Raw genomic sequence first — 17992 nt, forward strand, 5'->3', positions numbered from 1 at the left:
TGTCGTTTCGGTACTTACCCGTATCGATGAGTTCGGTGCGTTCGCGGAGTCCACCAGACCTGCGGGCCGCCGCCCGCACCACCCACGCACCACCGTCAGCGAAAGGGCCGGGGGAATGAATGCCCGCACCGAGCCTGTGTCAGCCGAGCCGGACGCGACCGTTCGTCCGCCGCTCGTCCGTGAGCTCCTGCTCGTCGTAGGACTCTTCCTCGTCTACAAGGCCGGCCGGCAGCTGGCCACCGGCCACACCGGCGAGGCCTTCCGCAACGCGGACCGGGTCTGGGACCTGGAGCGGGCCCTGCGGCTGCCCGGCGAGGGCTCGGTGCAGTCGGTGCTGCTGCACGGCGACACCCTGATCCGCCTCGCGAACACCTACTACGCGACGGTGCACTTCCCGGCCACCGTGGCCTTCCTGGTCTGGCTGTACCTGCGCCGCCCCGGGCACTACGTGTGGGCCCGCCGGGTGCTGGCCGCGGTCACCGCCGTAGCGCTGGCGGGCCATCTGCTCTTCCCGCTGGCCCCGCCGCGGATGCTCGCCGGGACCGGCCTGCTCGACACCGCGCGGGTGTACGGGCCGTCCGTGTACGGCCCGCCCTCCAGTGACCAGCTGTCCAACCAGTTCGCGGCGATGCCCTCGCTGCACTTCGGCTGGGCCCTGATGGGCGCCGTCGGACTGATCGTCGCCACCCGGTCGCGCCTGCGCTGGCTGTGGCTGCTGCACCCGGTGCTGACCCTGCTGGTGATCGTGGGGACGGCCAACCACTACTGGCTCGACGCGATCGTGGCGGCCGCCCTGCTCGGGCCGGCCCTCGCGGTCATCCATCCGCCGCACCGCGCGACGACGACCGCGCGGCGCGGCACCAAGCAGCTGGTACCGGCCGAGGACCAGCCCGTACTCGTGGGAGCGGGACGATGAACGCGACCCTGATCGCCGTGATCCTGTCCTTGTTCTCGGCCGTCGCCTACGCGACCGCCGCGGTCGCCCAGGAGCGGCTCGCCTCCAGGAGCGCCGGGAGCGGGGTGCTGCGGCTGCTCGGCTCCAGCGCCTGGTGGTCGACGGTCGGGCTGAACGCCACCGGCGCGCTGCTGCACGTGGTGGCCCTGAAGTACGGGCCGCTCACCGTCGTCCAGCCGCTCGGCGCGCTCACGCTGGTCGCGGCCGTGCCGCTGGGCGCGCGGGTCGCGGGGCGCCGGGTCAGCGCCGTCGAGTGGCGGGGCACCGCGTTGACCCTCCTGGGCCTGGCGGCGATCCTCGCCACGGCGTCCGGGTCGGCGCCCGAAGAGGTGCTGAGCCCCTCCGAGGCGGTGGCGGTGGCCGCGGTGACCGCGGTGCTGATCGGCGTACTGGGCCGGCCGGGCAAGCGGCGCGGGCTGCGGCACGCCACCGCGTCCGGCGTCGCCTCCGGGGTCGCCTCGGCGCTCACCCAGACCGTGACGGTGGCCGCGACGGACCGCTCGGGGAGCCTGCTGAGCATGCAGGTGATCGGGGTGGCCCTGGTCGTCGCGGCCTTCGCGGCGGGCGGTCTGCTGCTGTCGCAGTCGGCCTACCGGGACGGCCTGGACGCCCCGCTCGCGCTGGTCACCCTCTCCAACCCGGTGGCCGCCGCGCTGATCGGGCTCGCGCTTCTGGGCGAGCGGCTCCAGGGCGGCGCGACCGGCGCCCTGCTCGCCCTGACGGGCGCGGGCGTCGCGGCCCGTGGGGTCATCCTCCTGACCCGGGCCGCACCGGCCGCGGACGCGGCGGACGCGGCCCTGACGCTGAGGGCTCTCACCGCCGACGCCCAGCCGGCGCCGGGGATCTCCGCCGCCGAGGCCCGGCTGAGCCTGGCTGACCGGCCGGCAGCGGGGATCCCCGTCACCGACCCCCAGCCGACCGGATCCGCGGCCGCCGTCGATGACGATCACCCCGTGGCCGCCGTCCTGGCCCTGGAGCCCGGTACGGCGGCCGCGGAGCCCGCGATGGTGCCGCGGCAGGTGAAGCCGGGGCACCTCACGCCGCTGTGAGACGCGTTACTCGACGATCATCGCCGGGTCGCTCACACCCGGCCGCCCGTTCTCGACGTGACCGGCGAACCTCCGCAGGAACGCCGGGTCGGCGTCGGAGGTGACGGTCAGGTCGTACCAGCGCCGGCTCGCCGTGAGGTCGGCGGTGTGCCGCACGGTGGCGCCGGGGCGCACGGTGAAGGTCCGCGCCGCACCGCCGTAGCCGCTGGTGACCTTCAGCCGGACCGTGCCCGGCCCCTTGTTGGTGAAGGCCAGCTGCACATCGTCACCGGTGTGGCGCGCGGTGACCTCGGGCCCGGCGGTCTTGTTCGGGCCCTTGAAGACGCGCAGGAAGCCGTTCGGGCCGTGCACGGTCAGGTCGTACGAGCCGTTCGAGTACGCCGAGTTCCAGGTGTCCGCGATGTTCTTGCCCGCCTCGGTGGTGTACGTCCACGGACCGTCGGTGCGGTTGCCGGAGGTCACCAGGAAGGCGGCGCCCGCATTGGCGCCGGAGGCGAAGGTCAGCGTGATCCTGCCGCCCGCCGGGTCCACCGAACCGTCCACGGACGGGGCGTACTTCAGCGGGCGGGCCGGGCGCAGACCGCGCTCCTGGCGGGGCATGTCGGGGTCGGCCGGCGGCGTCGGCCGGTAGTCGGGGTGCCGGTCGCGGTCCTGCGGTTCGTACGCGTCCGTTCCCGGCAGCGCGGCCGGCCGGCTGTCCTTGCGGGAGAAGTCGAACGCCGAGGTCAGGTCGCCGCACACGGTCCGGCGCCACGGGGAGATGTTGGTCTCCCGCACCCCGAAGCGGCGCTCCATGAACTGCAGGATCGAGGTGTGGTCGAGGGTCTCGGAGCAGACGTAACCGCCCTTGCTCCACGGCGAGACGACCAGCATCGGCACCCGCGGACCGAGGCCGTAGGGGCCGGCCGGGCGCCTGCTGTCGCCCGGGTAGAGGTCGAGCGAGACATCGACGGTGGACTTGCCCCGGGAGGCGTCCTTCGGCGGGAGCGGCGGCACCAGGTGGTCGAAGAAGCCGTCGTTCTCGTCGTAGGTGATGAACAGGGCCGTCTTCGACCAGACCTCCGGGTTCGCGGTGAGGGCGTCCAGGACCTGGGCGATGTACCAGGCGCCGTAGTTCGAGGGCCAGTTGGAGTGCTCGGTGAAGGCCTCGGGGGCGGCGATCCAGGAGATCTGCGGCAGCTTCCCGGCCCGCACGTCGGCCTTCAGCTGATCGAAGTAGCCGTCGCCGCTCTTGACGTCGGTGCCGGTGCGGGCCTTGTCGTACCAGGGCTCGCCGGGCTGGGCCTCGCGGTACTTGTCGAAGTACAGCAGGGAGTTGTCGCCGTAGTTGCCGCGGTAGGGGTCGCTGATCCAGCCCCAGGAGCCGGCCGCGTCCAGGCCGTCGCCGATGTCCTGGTAGATCTTCCAGGAGATGCCCGCCTGCTCCAGCCGCTCGGGGTAGGTCGTCCAGCCGTAGCCGAGTTCATCGTTGCCGAGGACCGGACCGCCGCCCGTGCCGTCGTTGCCGGTGCAACCCGACCACATGTAGTAGCGGTTGGGGTCGGTGGAGCCGATGAACGAGCAGTGGTAGGCGTCGCAGACGGTGAAGGCGTCGGCGAGGGCGTAGTGGAAGGGGATGTCCTCGCGGGTCAGGTACGCCATCGTCGTGGTGCCCTTCGCGGGGACCCACTTGTCGTACTTGCCCTTGTTGTAGGCGGCCTGGCCGTCGGTCCAGCCGTGCGGCAGGCCCTCCAGGAACTGCATGCCGAGGTCGTCGGCGGTGGGGTGGAAGGGCAGCAGGTCCTCGGTGCCATCGGACTGGTGCCACACCGACTTGCCGCTGTCCAGCGTCACCGGGTGCGGGTCGCCGAAGCCGCGGACGCCCCTCAGCTTGCCGAAGTAGTGGTCGAAGGAACGGTTCTCCTGCATCAGGACGACGATGTGCTCGACGTCCTCGATCGACCCTGTGCGGTGGTTCGCCGGGATGGCGGCGGCGCGCTGAATGCTGCTCGACAGCGCGGTGAACGCCGAGGTGGCGCCCGCGAGTTGAAGGAATCGGCGCCGGTTGACTTCGGGCATGAGTGAGGGACCTCTCCCCTTGGGGGTGTTCGACCGGTCGGAACGGTGTGACGGATTGTGCGCGGAAGGAGTGTTCCAAGAGCACCAAACGTCAGGGAAGGGTCCGGTGGCGGCCGTGTGAAAGTCACCGGTACGGGTGGTGCCGGAGCGGCCCGGACCACCGACCGGTAGCGCTTCCGCCTGACGGAAGCCGCCTTGCCCCGCCCCCGTGCGCGTCACGACCCTGGTCCCCACCACGGCACGCGGGGCGACGGCGCCCCGCTCTCAGGGACGGGAATGCCATGCCACACACCACCGCCTTCGCCAGGAACCAGTGGTACGTCGCCGCCTACAGCCACGAGGTCGGGCGGGAGCTGCTCGGCCGGACGGTCCTCGGGGAGACGCTCGTCCTCTACCGCAGCGAGGAGGACGGGTCACCGGTCGTGCTGCACGACCGGTGTGTGCACCGCAGGTACCCGCTGTCCGAGGCGCCGACGCGGCTCGACGGGGACCGGATCGTGTGCGGGTACCACGGGTTCACGTACGACACCACCGGGGCCTGCGTGTACGTGCCGGGGCAGAAGCGCGTACCGCGCACCGCCCGCGTCGCCTCCTACCCCGTGGTCGAGCAGGACTCGCTGGTGTGGGTGTGGATCGGCGACCCGGCGCTCGCCGATCCGCAGGCCGTGCCGCGCGCCGCGCATCTCGACTCGCCCGGCTGGATCACCGTCCGCGGCATGGAGCCCATCGACTGCGACTACGGTCTCCTCGTCGACAACCTCCTCGACCTCTCCCACGAGACCTATCTGCACGGCGGTTACATCGGCACCCCCGAGGTCGCCGAGACGCCGATCACCACGGAGGTCGACGAGGGCGCGGGGATCGTCCGGGTGAGCCGGCACATGGACGACGCCGAATGCCCGCCGTTCTACGCCCGGTCGACCGGCATCGACGGCCGGATCATGCGCCGGCAGGACATCGAGTACCACGCGCCCTGCCTCTACCTCCTGCACAGCAGGGTCGCTCCGGTCGGCGTCGTGCCGGGGGCCGACGGCAGCGATCCGGGCGGCTTCCACACCGAGATCACGTACGCCATCACCCCGTCCGCCGCGGGCAGGGTGTACGACTTCTGGGCGGTGTCCCGCGACTGGGCCACGGACGACGCCGAGGTCACCGAGTTCCTGCGGAGCAACAACCACACGGTGGTCATGCAGGACGTCACCGCGCTCAACCTGCTCCAGCGTTCGCTCGGCACCGAGCGGGACGGCTACCAGGAGCTCAGCATCAACATCGACACCGGCGGCCTGGCCGCCCGCCGGATCCTCGCCCGGCTGGCCGAGGAGGGCGACAAGCCGGTGGAGAAGGCGCTGTGACCGCGCCGACCGGCGAGATCTACCGGATCGACTGGCTGCCGGGCACCGACGTGCTGCGCGGCACCTGTCACTGCGGCGCCCGGCACACCGCCGAGGACCCCGTCGAGATGTGGGAGTGGATGCTCGGCCATCCCGAGGGACACGATTCATGACCGAACTCGTCGTGCTGAAGCGGGAGTCGCTCGCGGAGGGGGTCGTCGGGCTCACCCTGGCCCATCCCCTCGGCCGGCCGCTCCCCGAGTGGGCGCCCGGGGCCCACATCGACCTGCTCCTCGGTCCCGGCCTGGAGCGGCAGTACTCCCTGTGCGGCGACCCCGCCGACCGCGCCGCCTGGCGGATCGCGGTGCTGCGGGAGCCGGACGGGCGGGGCGGATCGGCCTTCGTGCACGAGCGGTTGGGGCCGGGCGGCACGGTCCGGGTGCGCGGCCCGCGCCAGCACTTCGCCCTCCGCCCGGCCGCCCGCTACCGCTTCGTCGCGGGCGGCATCGGGATCACCCCGATCCTCCCCATGCTCGCCGCGGCCGACGCGGCGGGCGCCGAATGGACGCTGCTGTACGGCGGCCGCACCCGGGCCTCCATGGCCTGCACCGGTGAACTGCGCCGCTACGGCGACCGCGTGACGCTCGCACCCCAGGACGAGACCGGACTGCTGGACCTGGCGTCCGTCCTGGACGGCCTCCCCGACGGCACCCTCGTCTACTGCTGCGGCCCGGGGCCCCTGCTGGACGCGGTGGAGGAGCGGTGCCCGGCTGGGGTCCTCCAGGTCGAGCGGTTCCGCCCGAAGGAGCAACCGGCCGGGCAGGACGCCGAGTTCGAGGTCGTTCTCGCCCGCAGCGGCCGTACCGTCACCGTCCCGCCCGGGGTCTCCGTGCTGGACTCGGTGCGCGCCGCCGGGGTCGAGGTGCTGTACTCCTGCGCCGAGGGCACCTGCGGGACCTGCGAGACCGATGTCGTCGAAGGCACCCCCGACCACCGGGACTCGGTGCTGAGCGACGCCGAGCGCGCGGCCGGGGAGACCATGCTCATCTGTGTGTCCCGGTGCCGGGGGAAGCGGCTCGTGCTGGACCTGTGATCCGCAGGTCGGCCTCGATCCGGGCAACCGTGTCCAGCAGCGGCGGCAGCAGGTCACGGCGTACCGACTCCAGGGAGTTGCGGCCGGCGTGCACCGCGATGTTCACGGCCGCCGTCACCGCGCCGCCCCGGTCCCGCACCGGGGCGGCGACCGACCGGAGCCCCAGCTCCAGTTCCTGGTCGACGATCGCGTACCCCTGCCGGCGCACCCGGCGCAGCTCGGCCCGCAGCGCGTCCGGTGCGACCAGGGTGCGCGGGGTCAGCGGGCTCAGGTCGGCCCGCGCCAGCCGGGTGCCGATCTCCTCCTCCGTCAGATGGGCCAGGATCACCCGGCCCACCGAGGTGACGTGGGCGGGGAAGCGGGTGCCCACGGTGATGGACGCGGTCATGATGCGGCTGGTCGGGACCCGGGCCACGTAGACGATGTCGTCGCCGTCCAGCACGCACAGGGACGACGACTCCCGTACCCGGCCGACGAGTTGTTCCAGGTGCGGTTCGGCGAGCTCGGGCAGCGTGAAGCTGGAGAGGTAGGAGTAGCCGAGCTCCAGCACCCGGGGGGTGAGCCTGAACTGGCGTCCGTCCTGGTGGACATAGCCGAGGTCGACCAGGGTCAGCAGCAGCCGGCGGGCGGCGGCGCGGGTGAGCCGGCAGTCGCGGGCCACCTCGCTGAGGGTGCGGGCGGGGTGCTCGGCGTCGAAGGAGCGGACGACGGCGAGGCCGTGCGCGAAGGAGTTCACGAAGTGGCGACCGCGGTCCGGCTCGGGCATCAGCGCCTCCTGACCTGTCAGAAATACATGTCAACAATCTTGTCAGCAAAACTCGTTGACCTGATCGGTGCGGGGCTCTACCTTCCCGCTGAGCGCATTTGAGCACTACTGTGCGGTCAGCGCACAGCCTGTCGGAAACACCGTTGTCTGCACAGGAGGAGTCATGCGTCGTCTGCTCGCCGTTGTCGCGGCCGGCACGTTCCTGTTCGCCCTGACGGCCTGCGGCTCGTCCGACGACGGTGATCCGTCGGACGAGGACGCCTCGGCGGGCGGCGTCACCACCGTCACCGTGGGGCTCATCCCCATCGTCGACGTCGCGCCCCTCTACCTCGGCCAGGAGAAGGGCTTCTACGAGAAGCACGGTCTGAAGCTGAAACTGACGACCGCTCAGGGCGGCGCGGCGATCGTGCCGGCCGTGGTCAGTGGGCAGTACCAGTTCGGGTTCAGCAACATGACCTCGCTGATGATCGCCCAGTCCAACAACGTGCCGGTGCGGGCGATCGCCAACGGCATCGCCTCGACCGGCCAGGACGGCAAGGACTTCGGCGGGCTCACCGTGAAGAAGGACAGCGCGGTGAAGTCGCCCAAGGACCTGGAGGGCAAGAAGGTCGCCGTCAACACGCTGAGGAACATCAACGAGACCGCGGTGCGCGAGTCGGTGCGCAAGGCGGGCGGCGACCCGGACAAGGTGCAGTTCGTGGAGCTGGCCTTCGACCAGATGCCCGCCGCGCTCGACGCCGGGCAGATCGACGCGGCCATGGTGGTCGAGCCGGCGCTCGCCACGGTCAAGAGCCAGGGCGGCCGGGAGATCGCCTCGTCCCTGGTCGACGTGGCCCCGAACCTCACGGTGGCGATGTACTTCACCTCCGTCCAGTACGCGCAGGAGAACCCGCAGCTGGTGAAGAAGTTCCAGGACGCCACCGCCGAGTCCCTCGCCTACGCCGACGCCCACCCCGACGAGGTCCGCGAGATCGTCACGACGTACACCAAGATCCCGCCCGCGGTGCTGGAGCAGGTGACGCTGCCGAAGTGGCCCGCCGAGCCGGACCGCGCCTCCCTCGAGAAGCTGATGCGACTCGGCCAGGACGACGGCCTGTTCAAGACCACCCCGGACCTGGACAAGCTCCTCTCGTGAAGGGCCTGAACGCCGTACTCGGTGCGGCCGGGCTCGCGGTCTTCCTCGCCCTCGGCGAGGCGGTGCCGCGGCTCGGCCTGGTCAAGGAGGCGTACTTCCCGCCCACCAGCCGGATCGCCGACGCCTTCGGCGCCGAACTCGCCGACTCCGCCTTCTGGTCGGCGCTCGGCGACACCCTCACCGGCTGGGCGCTGGGCCTGGCCATCGCCTCCTGCGCGGGGATCGCGGCGGGCGTGCTGATCTCGGTGGTGCCGTACCTGCGCGAGTCCACCGCCTCCACCATCGAGTTCCTCCGCCCCATCCCCTCGGTCGCGCTCATCCCGCTCGCCGTGCTCCTGTACGGCACCGAACTGCGCTCGGTCCTCCTCCTCGTCGTCTACGCCTCCTTCTGGCAGGTACTGATCCAGGTCCTCTACGGCGTCCAGGACCTCGACCCGGTCGCCGACGAGACGGCACGGTCGTACGGTCTCGGCACCTGGGCTCGGATCCGGCACGTGCTGTGGCCGACCGCGCTGCCGTACGTCATGACCGGGGTGCGGCTCGCCGCCGCGGTGGCGCTGATCCTCGCCGTGACCGCCGAACTCGTCATCGGCGCCCCGGGGTTGGGCGCGCGGATCGCCATCGCGCAGAACTCCCAGGCGGTACCCGAGATGTACGCGCTGATCGTGGTCACCGGCCTGCTTGGGCTGCTGATCAACGTGGGCGCGCGGACGGTGGAACGGCGGGCGCTGGCCTGGCACCAGTCGGTGCGCGGGGAGGTGATGGTGTGAGGCTGCTGCTCCTGCGCACCGTCTTCGTCCTCGCGCTGCCCGCCGTGCTGGTGAGCGTGTGGTGGGTGGCCTCCGACGACAGCACGGACGTGTACTGGCCGCCGCTGCGGACGATCCTGGAGACCTTCCCGGACGTCTGGACCGCCGACCGGCTGCGGGACGACGTCCTGCCCAGCGTCCTCAGGCTGGCCGCCGGCTACGCGCTCGCGGCCGTGGCGGGCGTGGCGCTCGGCACGGTCATCGGCTCCTACCGGCGGGTGCGGGCGGTGTGCGAGCCGGTGCTGGAGTTCCTGCGGGCGGTGCCGCCGCCGGTGCTGGTGCCGGTCATCATGCTGTTCGCGGGCATCGGCGACACCATGAAGATCACCGTGATCGCCAGCGGCTGCGTCTGGCCGATCCTGCTCAACACCGTCGAGGGCGTGCGCGCGGTCGACCCGGTGATGGCGGAGACGGCCCGCAGTTACGGCGTCACGGGCGCGGCGCGGCTGCGGCACGTGGTGCTGCGCTCGGCGAGTCCGCAGATCTTCGCCGGCCTGCGCCAGGCGCTGTCGCTCGGGATCATCCTGATGGTCATCAGCGAGATGTTCGCCGCCAGCAACGGACTCGGCTTCACCATCGTGCAGTTCCAGCGCAGCTTCGCCATCCCCGACATGTGGACCGGCATCCTGGTCCTCGGTCTGCTCGGCTTTCTGCTCTCCGTCGTCTTCCAGCTCGTCGAACGGCGCGTCCTCGGCTGGTACCACGGCCTGCGCGCCGCCACCCGGCGGTCCCCGTGAACCTCCTGAAAGGGCAACCCATGCTCGACGTGCGCGGCCTGAAGAAGGTGTACGAGGGATCCGGACGCCGGGTGGAGGCGGTGCGCGATCTCACCTTCACCGTCGACGCGGGTGAACTGGTCTGTCTCGTGGGCCCGTCGGGATGCGGGAAGACCACCCTGCTGAAGTGCATGGGCGGCCTGCTCGCGCCGACCGGCGGCGAAGTCCTGCTGGAGGGACGGAAGGTGACCGGGCCGCCGCCCGGGATGGCGTTCGTGTTCCAGGAGTACGGGCGCAGCCTGTTCCCGTGGATGAGGGTCGGCGAGAACGTCGAACTCCCCCTGCGGCAGAAGGACCTGGACAAGGGGCGGCGACGGGAACTGGTGCGGGACGCGCTGGAGTCCGTCGGTCTGGAGGACGCCACGGGGGCCTATCCGTGGCAGTTGTCCGGCGGGATGCAGCAACGCGTGGCCATCGCCCGGGCGCTGGCCTACGAGCCGCGGGTGCTGCTGATGGACGAGCCGTTCGCGGCGGTCGACGCGCAGACCCGGGCCGATCTGGAGGACCTGGTACGGCGGTTGTGGCGGGAGCGGGGGATCACGATCCTGTTCGTCACCCACGACATCGACGAGGCCGTGTACCTGGGCGAGCGGGTGGTCGTGCTGTCCGCCTCCCCCACCGTCGTCCAGGAGCAGCTGAAGGTCGATCTCCCGGACGAGCGGGACCAGTTGCACACCCGGGTCGCACCGCGCTTCGCGGAGCTGCGCACCCATGTGTACGAGCAGATCCAGGCGGCGAAACGGGGGGTGCCGGTCCTGAAGGCGGACACGCCTCCGCCTCACTGAACGCCGGGCGGCGCGGACCGCTGCGCGGCCCACAGTCCGCGCACATGGCCGAGGTGCCGGGTCATGACCTCCCGCACGGCGTGCTCGTCCCGGGCCAGCAGGGCGTCGAGGAGTTCCAGGTGCTCCTCCGCGGAGGCCAGCAGCCGGCCCGCCTTCACCAGCGCGGTGAGCCCGTAGAGGCGGGAGCGGCCGCGCAGGTCGCCGACGACCTCGACGAGGTGGGCGTTGCCCGCGAGGGCGAGCAGGCCGAGGTGGAAGCGGGTGTCGGCCTCGACGTACGCGATCAGGTCACCGGCGGCCGCCGCCCGCACGATCTCCCGGGCCGCCGGGCGCAGCGCCTGAAGCGAGACGGGGTCGGCGGTCCTCGCCAGCTCGGTCACCGTGGGGATCTCGATGAGCGCGCGGATGTGGGTGTACTCGTCGAGCTGCTGGTCGGAGACCGCGGTGACCCGGAACCCCTTGTTGGGGACGGTGTCGACCAGGCCCTCCTTGGCGAGGTCCAGCATGGCCTCGCGCACCGGCGTCGCCGAGACGCCGAAGCGGGCGGCCAGGGTCGGCGCGGAGTACACCTCGCCCGGGAGCAGCTCGCCGGCGATCAGCGCGGCCCGCAGGGCGTCGGCGACCCCCTCGCGGTAGCTGCGCTTTTTGCCGCCCAGCGTGGGCAGGGAGGGGGCGCCGGCGGGCTGGGCGGCCATAGAGGTGTCTCCTAGGAATGCAATGTCACGCGTCACCGGCCATTGTCCCTGCCCGGCTCAGAGCACGAATCCGGCCGGGAAGGGGTCGCTGGGGTCGAGGAGATACTGGGCGGTTCCGGTGATCCAGGCCCGGCCGGTGAAGCTCGGCAGGACCGCGGGGCGCCCCGCGACCTCGGTGGTGCCGAGCAACCGGCCGGTGAACGTCGTGCCGATGAACGACTCGTTGACGAAGTCGGTGTGCAGCGGGAGTTCGCCGCGGGCGTGCAGCTGCGCCATGCGGGCGCTGGTGCCGGTGCCGCAGGGCGAGCGGTCGAACCAGCCCGGGTGGATCACCATCGCGTGCCGCGAGTGACGGGCGGTGGCGCCCGGCGCGTACAGGTGGACGTGGTGGCAGCCGTGGATGGAGGGGTCCTCGGGGTGGACGGGCTCCGAGTCGGCGTTGATCGCCTCCATGAGGGACAGGCCCGCCCGGAGGATGTCGTCCTTGCGGGTGCGGTCGAAGGGCAGCCCGAACTCCGTCAGCGGCAGGATGGCGTAGAAGTTGCCGCCGTAGGCCAGGTCGTAGGTCACCGTGCGCCCGTCGGCCAGTGCGATCGTGCGGTCGAGGGCGACGGAGAAGGACGGCACGTTCCGCAGCGTGACGGCCTTCGCGGCCCCGCCCTCCACCGCGACCTCGGCGACGACCGGGCCCGCCGGGGTGTCGAGCCGGATGGTGGTGACCGGTTCGACGACCTCGACCATGCCGGTCTCCACCAGCACGGTCGTCACGCCGATCGTGCCGTGCCCGCACATCGGCAGATAGCCCGACACCTCGATGTAGAGGACACCCCAGTCGCAGTCGGGGCGGGTGGACGGCTGGAGGATCGCGCCGCTCATCGCGGAGTGGCCGCGCGGCTCGTTCATCAGGAGCCGCTTGATGTGGTCGCGGTGCTCTCGGAAGTACAGCCGCCGCTCGTTCATGGTGGCGCCGGGGATGGTGCCGATGCCGCCGGTGACGACCCGGGTGGGCATGCCCTCGGTGTGCGAGTCGACGGCGTGCAGGACGAGTTCGCTGCGCATGGCCCCTAGACCGATCCGGCCGCGAGGGCCTTCTGGGTGGCGGCGCGGACGACGGCCTCCTGCTCGGGCAGCAACGGCACGCGCGGCGGGCGCACGGGGCCGCCGTACCTCCCGGCGACGTCCATGGACACCTTGATGGCCTGCACGAACTCGACCCGGGAGTCCCAGCGCAACAGCGGGTGCAGTCGCGCGTACAGCTTCTTCGCGGTGTCCAGGTCCCCGGTGACGGCCGCGCGGTACAGCCGCACCGTCGCCGCGGGCAGCGCGTTCGGGTAACCCGCCACCCAGCCCTTGGCGCCGGCCAGCGCCAGCTCCAGCAGGACGTCGTCGGCGCCGATCAACAGGTCGAGTTCGGGGGCGAGTTCCGCGATCCGGTAGGCGCGGCGGACATCGCCGGAGAACTCCTTGACCGCGTGGATGTGGCCCTCGGCGTGCAGTTCGGCCAGCAGCTCCGGCACCAGGTCGACCTTGGTGTCGACGGGGTTGTTGTACGCGACGACCGGCACGCCCGCCTTCGCGACCTCGGCGTAGTGCGCCAGCACCGACCGCTCGTCGGCGCGGTAGGCGTTCGGCGGCAGCAGCATCACGGACGCGCATCCGGCGTCCCGCGCCTGCTCCGCCCAGCGGCGGGCCTCCGCCGAGCCGTACGCGGCGACGCCCGGCATGACCCGCTCGCCGCCGACGGCGGCCACGGCCGTCTCGACGACGCGGGCGCGCTCCTCGGGTGTGAGGACCTGGTACTCGCCGAGCGAGCCGTTCGGCACGACGCCGTCGCAGCCGTTCGCCACGAGCCAGGCACAGTGCTCGGCGTAGCGGTCGAGGTCGACGGAGAGGTCGTCGCGGAGCGGGAGGGCGGTGGCGACGAGGACTCCGTGCCAGGGGCGGGGGTCGATGGTGGTCATATGGGCCTTCCCTCGGTCTCGGTGGAGTGTGACATGGCACAGGCCGGGTGCATCTTCGGTGCGGTGGGGAGCACGGGTGCGGGGTGTGGTCAGTCGCCGTCGCGGTCACCGTCCGTGTCCCCGGCCCGTGCCAGCACCCCGAGCGGCACGGGCCGGGCGAACGGTCGGCGCGACGGTGTGAGCGCGCACCCGGCGAGCCCCGCGACCGCCGGTCCGCACACCCGCCCCTGGCACCAGCCCATCCCGGCCCGGGTCAGCAGCTTCACGGTCCGCGCGTCCCCGGCCCCGAGTCCGGCGACGGCCTCGCGGATCGCGCCGCCGGTGACCTCCTCGCACCGGCACACCACGGTGTCGTCGGTGACCAGTTCGGCCCAGTGAGCGGGCGGGGCGTACACCGTGTCCAGCGCGGCGAAGAAGGCGCGCAGCCGGGTCCGGGCCCGGGTGGCCGCCGCCCACGCGCGCGGGTCGCGTGCGGTGCCGCGCAGCCGGGCGGCGGCGGAGCGGCCCGCGATGTGCCCCTCGGCGAGCGAGAGGGCCGAGCCGCCGATGCCGGTGGTCTCGCCGGCCGCCCACACGCCGGGGACGTCGGTGCGCTGCTCGTCGTCGACGTGCACGGCGAGTCCGTCGAGCCGGCAGCCCAGGGTCTCGGCGAGGTCGGTGTCCGGGAGCATGCCGTGCCCCACGGCCAGGGTGGCGCAGGCGATACGGCGCCCGGTGCCGGGCCTGGCCCGCCCGGCACGGTCGAGCGCGGCCACGGTCACCGCCTCCAGCCGTGCGGTGCCGTGCGCCTCGACCACGGTGTGCCGGGTGAGCGTCGGCACCCTGTGCCGGAGCAGCCGTGCCGCGTACCCGGCGCCCTCGGCCACCTTGCCGGGTTCGGCGAGCAGTGCCCGGGACCGGCGTACGAAGGCCGCCGGGCCGGCCGAGTCGACCAGCGCGGCCACCTCGACGCCCGCCGCGGCGAGCCCGGTCGCCACCGGCAGCAGCAGCGGCCCGGTCCCGGCGACCACGGCGGTACGGCCGGACACCGCGAGGCCGCCCTTGAGCATGGCCTGCGCGCCGCCCGCGGTGACGACACCGGGGAGCGTCCAGCCGGGGAAGGGCAGCACCTTCTCGTAGCCGCCGGTGGCCAGCAGGACGGCGTCGGCGCGCACCTCCGCCGCGTCCCGCTGTTCGGGGCCGACCAGGGCGTGCACGGTGAATCCGTGGCGTCGGCGCTCGACCAGCCAGACGTGATGGCCTGTCAACTGCCGTACATGCCCGGCTTCTTCCTGGGCGCTCAGCCCGTCCCGCAGCCGTTCCCAGGTGTGCCACTGGTGGTGCAGGGCCTGGGGGCGGCGGGCGCGCAGGGCGGCCGGGGGGCGGCGGTAGAACTGGCCGCCCGCCTCGGCCGCCGCGTCGATCAGGGTGACCCGCAGGCCGTGGGCGGCGGCCGCGACGGTCGCGGCGAGGCCCGCCGGGCCCGCGCCGATCACCGCGAGGTGGGGTCGTTCAGTCATCGTGGCCGGTCCCCTCCTGGGTGCGGATCGCGTCGCCCGGGTGCAGGGGGACCAGGCAGGCGCGCTGGTTGGGGCGGTCGTTGACGGTGACCAGGCAGTCGAAGCAGACGCCGATGCCGCAGAAGACGCCGCGCGGGCGGCCCTCGCCCCGGGTGGTGCGCCAGGAGGTGACCCCGGCCGTCCAGAGCGCGGCGGCCACGGTCTGCCCGGGCAGGGCCTCGATCTCCCGGCCGTCGAGCGTGACCGTGAAGGCGGGGCCGGGGCGGGCTCCGGCCAGGTCCAGGGGCGTTCTCACGCGGCCTCCGCGGGCTCGGGGAAGCGGTCGGGCCGGAACGACGCCAGGCTCAGGTCGGGGGTCTTCCCGGCGAGCGCCTGGGCGATGAGGTGCCCGGTGCCGGTGGCGAGGCCGATGCCGGCGCCCTCATGGCCGCAGGCGTGGTGCAGGCCGGGGACCCGGGGGTCGGGGCCGATGGCGGGCAGGTGGTCGGGGAGGTACGGGCGGAAGCCGAGGTAGGAGCGCAGGGCGCGGACGTCCGCCAGGGCGGGGAAGAGCCGGGTCGCGCCGGCCGCCAACTCCCTGACGGCGGGCAGCGAGAAGCTCCGGTCGAAGCCGACGCGCTCCCGGCCGGCGCCGATCAGCACCGGGCCGGCGGCGGTTCCCTCCACGACCGGTGAGGCCTGGAGCGCGGCCGAGTCGCTGGCGACGTCGGCGACGTAGTCGGCGGCGTACACCTTGTGCCGGATCAGGCGCGGCAGGGGTTCGGTGACGAGGACGAAGCCGCGGCGCGGGAGGACGGGCAGGTGGGTGCCGGCGAGGGCGGCCAGTTCACCGCCCCAGGTGCCGGTGGCGTTGACGACCGCCGGGGCGTGGATGTCGCCGCGGTCGGTGCGGACGCCGCGTACCGCGCCGGCGGGGGTGCGGGGGACGGCCGTGACGGTACGGCCGGTGAGGAGCCGGGCGCCGGAGGCGCGGAGCAGATGGGCGGCGGCCAGCGCGGGCATCACCTGGGCGTCCTGCGGGTAGTGCATGCCGCCCGGCAGGCCGGGGGCGAGGTGGGGTTCCAGGTCGTACAGGGCCTCGCCGGTGGCCGGCCGGGCGAGGACTCCGGCGGCGCGCTGGCCGTCGGCGAGGCGCTGGAGCGCGGTGAGCCCTTCGGGGGAAGAGGCCACGACGAGGCCGCCCTTGGCCTCGTACTCCATGGACTCGCCGCGTTCCCGGGCCAGTTCGGCCCACAGGCGGCCCGACAGGAGCGCGAGGTCGAGTTCGGGGCCGGGCTCCTTGTCGGAGACGAGGAGGTTGCCCTCCCCCGCTCCGGTCGTGCCGCCGGCCACCGGGCCGCGGTCGACCACGATGACGTCGAGTCCGGCCCGGGCGGCGTACAGCGCGCAGGCGGCGCCCACCATCCCGGCCCCGACGACCACGACGTCGCAGGTCAGTCGCATGCTCACGGCAGTACTATGTCACATGGCTCTGGTACGGGGAATGACAAGGCGCCGTCGGCGACCTGAACGCCGACGGTGCCCGTCAGACCTCGGGGGCGGGTACCACGCTCAGATGGGTTGCCGTGCGCCGCGGACGTCCCGCTCTGCGGGAGGGGTGCGCGGGGCGGCGCGCCTCGCGCAGCACCAGGGTGATCCGCGTGTAGCCCATGTCCTTGAGGACGCCCGGCGTCTCGTCGACGATCCGGCAGTCGATGGCGCCCCAGCGGGGATCCGGGTGCAGCAGCGGCCGGACGGCACCGTCGTGCGCGAGGGCCTGCTCGCCGACCGTGCGGATCCAGTGCGGCAGGCCGTGCCGGTAGGCGGCCTCCATGATGGGGTCCTGGGCGATGTCCCGGCGGATGGCCTGGAGGCCGTGGTCGTGGCCGTGCCGCTCCACGGCGGCGGCGAAGTTCGCGAGCATCGGCAGGCACCAGCGGGACTCGTGCTCGCCGAGGACCGTGCTCGCGTCGGGGTGGAAGAGCACGAACCGGAGGAAGTTGTCACCGGGCATGGCCGTCGGATGCGGGCCAACGCCACGGAAAAGTGACGCGAAAGCGGCGTTGGCCAGGACGACGTCCCAGCGGTGGTCGAGCACGACGGAGGGGAAGGACCCGGCCTCCAGGAGGGTCGCGCAGTCCTGGAGATACGCCTCGGCCTCTGGATCGCCGGGGACGGGCCGCGGTGCCGATCGCTGCCCTCCTGCCTGATATGCCATCGGGAGGTCACCCCTCTTGCCTGTGCGGCCTTGACGCGGCGCCCCGATCCTGCTGCCCCGACGCAAGCGGTGTCAACTATCGTGGCATTTCATGCCGGTTGACGGCTGAAATTGGCCACAGTTGTGGCGAGACCTGGATGTGAGTTCGAACCACCCGCTACTCTCCGGGAAGTTCACACGCGACCGCTGGTGAGAAGACGGTGAGAGACGTAGGAGTTCTGTCGGTGACGGGTGGCTTCGAGGGTCCGGGCGCCACGGGGACGGCGGCACTGCCGGCCGTCGTCGCTCGCGTGACCGCGCTGGCCGACCGGCTGGGCGTGCCGCACACCGACGTCTTCGACACCGGCCGGCTGTCCGTCGCCTCCGGTGTTCCCGAGCCCGTGGTCAAGGCGCTGCTGCGCGGCCGGCCCGCGGGCGAACCCGACGTCCAGGCCCGCTTCCTCCAGCGGCTGGACCTGTTGCGGCGCACCCGGCTGAAGCCCAACGGCCGCAAGTACACCCAGCAGGAGATCGCCGACGGGGCGGGCATGTCGCGGCAGCAGGCGGGCGCCCTGATCAACGGCGACCGGCGCCCCACCATGGAGCACTGCGACGCCATCCAGCGCTTCTTCCGGGTGCACGCGGGCTTCCTCACCGCGGAGGACCCCGAGGCGCTCGCGGGCGCCCTGCAGCGCACCGAGCAGGAGCTCCTCCAGCAGCTCGCCGAGCGGGAGGCGGCGGTCGCGGCCGCGGACCCGCTGGAGCGGCTGCTGCAGGACCACGGCGTGCGCGGGATCGCCTGGCGGGCCGCGCAACTGCCCACCGACCAGCATCGCGACAAGGTCGCCGAATGGCTGGACATGCTCCTGGAGAGCGTCAAGCGGCCCGAGTCGTGACCCGGGGG

Annotated in this window: 19 protein-coding genes; 10 read left to right on the forward strand and 9 right to left on the reverse strand. The window is 72.8% G+C overall.

All coding sequences use genetic code 11. The annotated features are described in order from the left end of the window. Positions 1–115: 115 nt before the first annotated feature. Together ACWD1Z_RS05415 and ACWD1Z_RS05420 are read left to right on the forward strand one after the other, a co-directional pair. Entirely contained in the window at positions 116–916 is an 801-nt protein-coding gene (locus ACWD1Z_RS05415) for a phosphatase PAP2 family protein (RefSeq protein ID WP_451115740.1), read from the forward strand. Continuing rightward, positions 913–2004, forward strand: a complete 1092-nt coding sequence (locus tag ACWD1Z_RS05420; protein ID WP_451115742.1) for a hypothetical protein — start codon at positions 913–915, stop codon at positions 2002–2004. Before ACWD1Z_RS05415 ends, ACWD1Z_RS05420 begins: the two co-directional genes overlap by 4 nt. Positions 2005–2010: 6 nt before the next feature. Here the strand turns inward: ACWD1Z_RS05420 and ACWD1Z_RS05425 are convergent, their stop codons facing one another. After that, positions 2011–4062 carry a phosphocholine-specific phospholipase C gene (locus ACWD1Z_RS05425; RefSeq protein ID WP_451115744.1) on the reverse strand — a complete coding sequence of 684 codons (2052 nt, stop codon included), beginning with the start codon at positions 4060–4062 and terminating at the stop codon, positions 2011–2013. 281 nt (positions 4063–4343) lie between these two features. Between ACWD1Z_RS05425 and ACWD1Z_RS05430 the strand changes: the two genes are divergently transcribed. From ACWD1Z_RS05430 to ACWD1Z_RS05440, 3 genes are read left to right on the forward strand one after another with little or no spacing between them, the layout of a single operon-like run. Next, positions 4344–5414 carry a Rieske 2Fe-2S domain-containing protein gene (locus ACWD1Z_RS05430; protein WP_451115746.1) on the forward strand — a complete coding sequence of 357 codons (1071 nt, stop codon included), beginning with the start codon at positions 4344–4346 and terminating at the stop codon, positions 5412–5414. After that, complete coding sequence (locus ACWD1Z_RS05435) at positions 5411–5566, forward strand: hypothetical protein (RefSeq protein WP_389419154.1); 156 nt, start codon at positions 5411–5413, stop codon at positions 5564–5566. Before ACWD1Z_RS05430 ends, ACWD1Z_RS05435 begins: the two co-directional genes overlap by 4 nt. Beyond that, entirely contained in the window at positions 5563–6486 is a 924-nt protein-coding gene (locus ACWD1Z_RS05440) for a PDR/VanB family oxidoreductase (RefSeq protein WP_451115748.1), read from the forward strand. The genes ACWD1Z_RS05435 and ACWD1Z_RS05440 overlap by 4 nt, the downstream gene beginning before the upstream one ends. Here ACWD1Z_RS05440 and ACWD1Z_RS05445 read toward each other — a convergent pair. Then, positions 6437–7252, reverse strand: a complete 816-nt coding sequence (locus ACWD1Z_RS05445; RefSeq protein ID WP_389419156.1) for an IclR family transcriptional regulator domain-containing protein — start codon at positions 7250–7252, stop codon at positions 6437–6439. The two genes, ACWD1Z_RS05440 and ACWD1Z_RS05445, sit on opposite strands and share 50 nt — an antisense overlap. A 163-nt stretch (positions 7253–7415) precedes the next feature. Between ACWD1Z_RS05445 and ACWD1Z_RS05450 the strand changes: the two genes are divergently transcribed. Genes ACWD1Z_RS05450 through ACWD1Z_RS05465 form a run of 4 tightly spaced genes read left to right on the forward strand, consistent with a single transcriptional unit; the run spans position 7416 to position 10757 of the window. Next, the gene (locus ACWD1Z_RS05450) at positions 7416–8387 is read left to right on the forward strand and encodes an ABC transporter substrate-binding protein (protein WP_451115750.1); all 972 of its coding nucleotides are present in this window, start codon (positions 7416–7418) and stop codon (positions 8385–8387) included. After that, the gene (locus ACWD1Z_RS05455; protein ID WP_451115752.1) at positions 8384–9157 is read left to right on the forward strand and encodes an ABC transporter permease; all 774 of its coding nucleotides are present in this window, start codon (positions 8384–8386) and stop codon (positions 9155–9157) included. The genes ACWD1Z_RS05450 and ACWD1Z_RS05455 overlap by 4 nt, the downstream gene beginning before the upstream one ends. Beyond that, positions 9154–9933: an ABC transporter permease gene (locus ACWD1Z_RS05460; protein ID WP_451115753.1), complete on the forward strand. Its 780-nt coding sequence runs from the start codon at positions 9154–9156 to the stop codon at positions 9931–9933. Before ACWD1Z_RS05455 ends, ACWD1Z_RS05460 begins: the two co-directional genes overlap by 4 nt. Before the next feature lie 20 nt (positions 9934–9953). Beyond that, positions 9954–10757, forward strand: a complete 804-nt coding sequence (locus ACWD1Z_RS05465) for an ABC transporter ATP-binding protein (protein ID WP_451115755.1) — start codon at positions 9954–9956, stop codon at positions 10755–10757. On the opposite strand, the gene ACWD1Z_RS05470 is transcribed toward ACWD1Z_RS05465, so the two are convergent. The 7 genes from ACWD1Z_RS05470 to ACWD1Z_RS05500 form a co-directional block, all read right to left on the reverse strand. Next, positions 10751–11452: a GntR family transcriptional regulator gene (locus ACWD1Z_RS05470; RefSeq protein WP_451115757.1), complete on the reverse strand. Its 702-nt coding sequence runs from the start codon at positions 11450–11452 to the stop codon at positions 10751–10753. The genes ACWD1Z_RS05465 and ACWD1Z_RS05470 overlap by 7 nt on opposite strands. Before the next feature lie 57 nt (positions 11453–11509). Beyond that, complete coding sequence (locus ACWD1Z_RS05475) at positions 11510–12511, reverse strand: proline racemase family protein (RefSeq protein WP_451115759.1); 1002 nt, start codon at positions 12509–12511, stop codon at positions 11510–11512. A 5-nt stretch (positions 12512–12516) separates the two neighbouring features. Continuing rightward, positions 12517–13413, reverse strand: a complete 897-nt coding sequence (locus ACWD1Z_RS05480) for a dihydrodipicolinate synthase family protein (protein WP_451115761.1) — start codon at positions 13411–13413, stop codon at positions 12517–12519. Between the two features lie 89 nt (positions 13414–13502). Then, a complete protein-coding gene (locus tag ACWD1Z_RS05485; RefSeq protein WP_451115763.1) occupies positions 13503–14912 on the reverse strand; it encodes an FAD-dependent oxidoreductase in 1410 nt (469 codons plus the stop codon). Then, on the reverse strand, positions 14905–15207 hold the full coding sequence (locus ACWD1Z_RS05490) for a (2Fe-2S)-binding protein (protein WP_451115765.1): 303 nt from the start codon (positions 15205–15207) through the stop codon (positions 14905–14907). Before ACWD1Z_RS05490 ends, ACWD1Z_RS05485 begins: the two co-directional genes overlap by 8 nt. Further along, positions 15204–16361, reverse strand: coding sequence for an NAD(P)/FAD-dependent oxidoreductase (locus ACWD1Z_RS05495; protein WP_451115767.1), 1158 nt, complete (start codon positions 16359–16361; stop codon positions 15204–15206). The genes ACWD1Z_RS05490 and ACWD1Z_RS05495 overlap by 4 nt, the downstream gene beginning before the upstream one ends. Positions 16362–16437: 76 nt before the next feature. Further along, the gene (locus ACWD1Z_RS05500) at positions 16438–17109 is read right to left on the reverse strand and encodes an MmyB family transcriptional regulator (RefSeq protein ID WP_451115769.1); all 672 of its coding nucleotides are present in this window, start codon (positions 17107–17109) and stop codon (positions 16438–16440) included. Between the two features lie 224 nt (positions 17110–17333). Between ACWD1Z_RS05500 and ACWD1Z_RS05505 the strand changes: the two genes are divergently transcribed. Then, complete coding sequence (locus ACWD1Z_RS05505; RefSeq protein ID WP_451115770.1) at positions 17334–17984, forward strand: helix-turn-helix domain-containing protein; 651 nt, start codon at positions 17334–17336, stop codon at positions 17982–17984. Positions 17985–17992 lie beyond the last annotated feature (8 nt).

Source organism: Streptomyces sp. NPDC002784, assembly GCF_053592135.1.

What these genes read in the sequence shown, in the direction of transcription:
- ACWD1Z_RS05485 (WP_451115763.1), bottom strand. Translation starts at nt 14,912, where the DNA reads ATGACTGAACGACCCCACCTCGCGGTGATCGGCGCGGGCCCGGCGGGC.
- ACWD1Z_RS05500 (WP_451115769.1), bottom strand. Translation starts at nt 17,109, where the DNA reads ATGGCATATCAGGCAGGAGGGCAGCGATCGGCACCGCGGCCCGTCCCC.
- ACWD1Z_RS05420 (WP_451115742.1), top strand. Translation starts at nt 913, where the DNA reads ATGAACGCGACCCTGATCGCCGTGATCCTGTCCTTGTTCTCGGCCGTC.
- ACWD1Z_RS05445 (WP_389419156.1), bottom strand. Translation starts at nt 7,252, where the DNA reads ATGCCCGAGCCGGACCGCGGTCGCCACTTCGTGAACTCCTTCGCGCAC.
- ACWD1Z_RS05450 (WP_451115750.1), top strand. Translation starts at nt 7,416, where the DNA reads ATGCGTCGTCTGCTCGCCGTTGTCGCGGCCGGCACGTTCCTGTTCGCC.
- ACWD1Z_RS05475 (WP_451115759.1), bottom strand. Translation starts at nt 12,511, where the DNA reads ATGCGCAGCGAACTCGTCCTGCACGCCGTCGACTCGCACACCGAGGGC.
- ACWD1Z_RS05440 (WP_451115748.1), top strand. Translation starts at nt 5,563, where the DNA reads ATGACCGAACTCGTCGTGCTGAAGCGGGAGTCGCTCGCGGAGGGGGTC.
- ACWD1Z_RS05415 (WP_451115740.1), top strand. Translation starts at nt 116, where the DNA reads ATGAATGCCCGCACCGAGCCTGTGTCAGCCGAGCCGGACGCGACCGTT.
- ACWD1Z_RS05480 (WP_451115761.1), bottom strand. Translation starts at nt 13,413, where the DNA reads ATGACCACCATCGACCCCCGCCCCTGGCACGGAGTCCTCGTCGCCACC.
- ACWD1Z_RS05465 (WP_451115755.1), top strand. Translation starts at nt 9,954, where the DNA reads ATGCTCGACGTGCGCGGCCTGAAGAAGGTGTACGAGGGATCCGGACGC.
- ACWD1Z_RS05470 (WP_451115757.1), bottom strand. Translation starts at nt 11,452, where the DNA reads ATGGCCGCCCAGCCCGCCGGCGCCCCCTCCCTGCCCACGCTGGGCGGC.
- ACWD1Z_RS05425 (WP_451115744.1), bottom strand. Translation starts at nt 4,062, where the DNA reads ATGCCCGAAGTCAACCGGCGCCGATTCCTTCAACTCGCGGGCGCCACC.
- ACWD1Z_RS05430 (WP_451115746.1), top strand. Translation starts at nt 4,344, where the DNA reads ATGCCACACACCACCGCCTTCGCCAGGAACCAGTGGTACGTCGCCGCC.